This is a genomic window from Spirillospora sp. NPDC049652, assembly GCF_040675125.1.
Taxonomy (GTDB): Bacteria; Actinomycetota; Actinomycetes; order Streptosporangiales; family Streptosporangiaceae; genus Spirillospora.
Genome location: NZ_JBFAOF010000953.1, coordinates 1 through 2,656 on the forward strand (window position 1 = coordinate 1; position 2,656 = coordinate 2,656).

The 2,656-nt window shown below is 73.2% G+C and carries 4 protein-coding genes; 1 reads left to right on the plus strand and 3 read right to left on the minus strand.

Annotated elements, in window-relative coordinates; genetic code table 11:
* The first annotated feature begins 156 nt into the window (after positions 1-156).
* Positions 157-690, plus strand: coding sequence for a DoxX family protein (locus tag AB0J52_RS35345; protein ID WP_500187270.1), 534 nt, complete (start codon positions 157-159; stop codon positions 688-690).
* A gap of 182 nt (positions 691-872) precedes the next feature.
* On the opposite strand, the gene AB0J52_RS35350 is transcribed toward AB0J52_RS35345, so the two are convergent.
* The 3 genes from AB0J52_RS35350 to AB0J52_RS35360 all read right to left on the minus strand — a co-directional run.
* A complete protein-coding gene (locus AB0J52_RS35350; protein WP_500187273.1) occupies positions 873-1,274 on the minus strand; it encodes a pyridoxamine 5'-phosphate oxidase family protein in 402 nt (133 codons plus the stop codon).
* A gap of 93 nt (positions 1,275-1,367) precedes the next feature.
* Positions 1,368-1,754, minus strand: coding sequence for an HPF/RaiA family ribosome-associated protein (locus AB0J52_RS35355; protein WP_500187271.1), 387 nt, complete (start codon positions 1,752-1,754; stop codon positions 1,368-1,370).
* A gap of 209 nt (positions 1,755-1,963) precedes the next feature.
* The coding region (locus AB0J52_RS35360; protein ID WP_500187272.1) for a DUF6544 family protein at positions 1,964-2,656 on the minus strand (693 nt) is incomplete at its 5' end.

The following is a 2,656-nucleotide window of genomic DNA, read 5'->3' on the forward strand; positions in this document are numbered from 1 at the left end:
GTCCCGCCCCGGCTGGACGCGACCGCCGCACGGCGCACCCTCGGCCTCTGACCGCCACCGCCGTTCGGCCGCGCAATCTTGCCATTGACAAGTTAGGGCGGTGTCGCCCAATCTGGACAACGTCAAGATCGGATCTCGCCCCGGGGAAGGTTCTTCATGCAGGACTTCGTGGACATCATCGGCGCGGAGGTGATCCTCTCGGTCGCCGTGGCCCTGGTGCTGCGCACCCTCGGGGCGCTGGGCGTCCGCCGCTTCGCCGCCTGGCCGGTCTGCGCCGCCCACGCGATGGCGCTCATGCTCGTCCTCACCGGGGGCGCGCGCTTCATCCCCGACAGTGTCGAAGGCGTGCCCAGCGCGGAGGAACTCGCGCGCATGGTGCCGCCGCCAGTGCCCTTCCCGCTCGCCATGGTCTATCTGACCGGCGTGCTGGAACTGCTCATCGCGGTCGGCCTCGTCCTCGCCCCCACCCGGCGTGTCGCCGCCCTCGGCCTCGCCCTGATGCTGCCGCTCCTGCTCCCCGCCAACATCTACGCCGCGCTCAACGACATTCCGCTCAACGGCGCCGAAGCCACCCCGCTGTGGGCACGGATCCCGCAGCAGCTCGCCTACATCGCCATCGCGCTCTGGATCGCCAGGTCGGCCGAGCCCCGAGGACTGCGTCACTGGTCCCCGGAAACGCGTCGTCGTTGACGCGGACACCGCGGTCGTTCACAACCGGGGTGTGCTCGTCGCACGGGGCGGCGGGCGCCGGTTGGAGACGTCGGTGATGCAGTTGATCGGCGTCCGCGACGGCCGGATCGCGGAGTTCCGGCCGTTCTACCTGGACACCATGGCCGTGGTGCGCGCTCTTGGGTGAGCCTCGGGCCGTCCGGTCAGGGCGTTAGGCGGTGACCGGTGATGTCGGTCGCGGGGATGCGCACGAGGAAGGAAGCGGGGTCGTCCGCCCACGCGGCGGGGACGGACGCCCCCGGGACACCCTCCCGGTCCTCGATGACCTCGGCCGCGCCCTTGACGAGCACGCTCCAGCCCGTCTGGTGGGCCGGGTCGATGTCGTCCGCCTCGAAGGTGAGCAGGCGGCCGGTTCGGACGGCACGCACCCTGCTCCCGCCGACGGCGCGGACGACGATCGTCTCGCCGTCGAGGACGAACGCGACCGGCACCACGATCACGCGGCCATCGCAGGTGCACCAGGCGATGCGTCCCACCGTGACGGTGCCGAGCAGGTTCAGGCAGGCCGCACGATCGAGGGCGGTGTCGATCGCGGCGTCGGTCATGGTCACGTCGATCCTCGTTTCCGGTTCTGGTATCGGCTCGCGCGTGCGCGTCCGGCGGGCCGTCCGCGCTCTGATGCGCGGACCGTGCGCGGCTCAGTCGGCGCGCCGTGCGCCTCGGGGGTGCTGGCCCCGGCGGGACTCCCAGTCGCGCGCGATCCGCTGGAGGCGCGTCGTGATCCTGTCCGCGGTCAGGCCGATCGCCTCGTGCAGGGACGCCGCCCGGGCGTGCGCGTGCACCGGCCGTCCGTTGAGGTCGATGCGCACCGACACGGCCGGCACGGGGTGCTGCGTCAGCGTCGCGTGGACGTACAGGACCGGCTCGTGGGCGTGCGCCAGCGCCCGCGTGAACGCCTCGCGCGCCCAGTCGATCTGGCCCGGCGTGATCGCGCCGTTGAACGTGAAGGTGAGGGGCGGCGTCGTCGCGGCACCGGTCCCGGTGGTGCGGGAAACGGGGGCGGGAGAGTCGGTCGTGTGAGGCATGGCGTCTCCTACTCGGGGACCGGGCGGACGGACCGCCCGAGGCGCTGTCCGAACTCCCACGATGGCGGGTGCGGGAACTCTGCTCCCAGGGCCGATGGTCCCTGGCCACGGCCCGTTGGGCCCTCCGCGTCCGTCCTCGGAGCGACGCCGGCGGGCATGCGGCGACCGCCCCGCGCGGACGGCACGCGGGGCGGAGGCGCGGGACGGTCTCAGCGGTAGTCGATGCGGTCGACGGAGAACCGGAAGAACTCGCCGTCCTGCCAGTCCGGGGTGCCGAGGCCCCAGCCCGCCTGGGCCAGGGACGGCACGGTGAAGCCGCCGAAGGTCCGTTCGCGCTGGACCCGGACGCCGAACAGGTGCTCGCCGAAGCCGTCCCCGCCCGGGTCGCCCCACCGCGGGATGCTCACCGACACCAGCCTCCCGGACGGATGCACGGTGAGGGTCACCGGATGCACGTCCGAACCGACCGCGACGTGCGCGATCGCCCGCATGTCGTCCACTTCTTCCCACCGGACGGCCGGGGACAGCGCCGCTGCGGGGGCCATCACGAACTCGGCCGCCAACCGGCCCGCCGCGCTGCGCGACACGTCCGGCCCGGACGTCGAGACCAGCGGAACCCTCCCGAGAATCCGCCAGGCCGTCCGTCCCTCGCCCCGGTGGTACTCGTCGAAGCCGGTGATGGGCAGCCCGGCCAGGCGCGCGGTGGCGGCCCAGACGAAACCGCGGGACGGCTTGAGGACCTGCTCGGCGTCGAACGGCCACCAGTGCTCGCCGAACCGGATGCGGCCGTGCGTCTCGATGAGCGCCGTGGTCAGCAGCGGCGTGCCCGGCGCGATGGCGTGCAGGAGCCAGCGCCGGGCGGCCGCCGGAAGCCGGGCGGCCCGGGCGGGGTCGAAGATCTC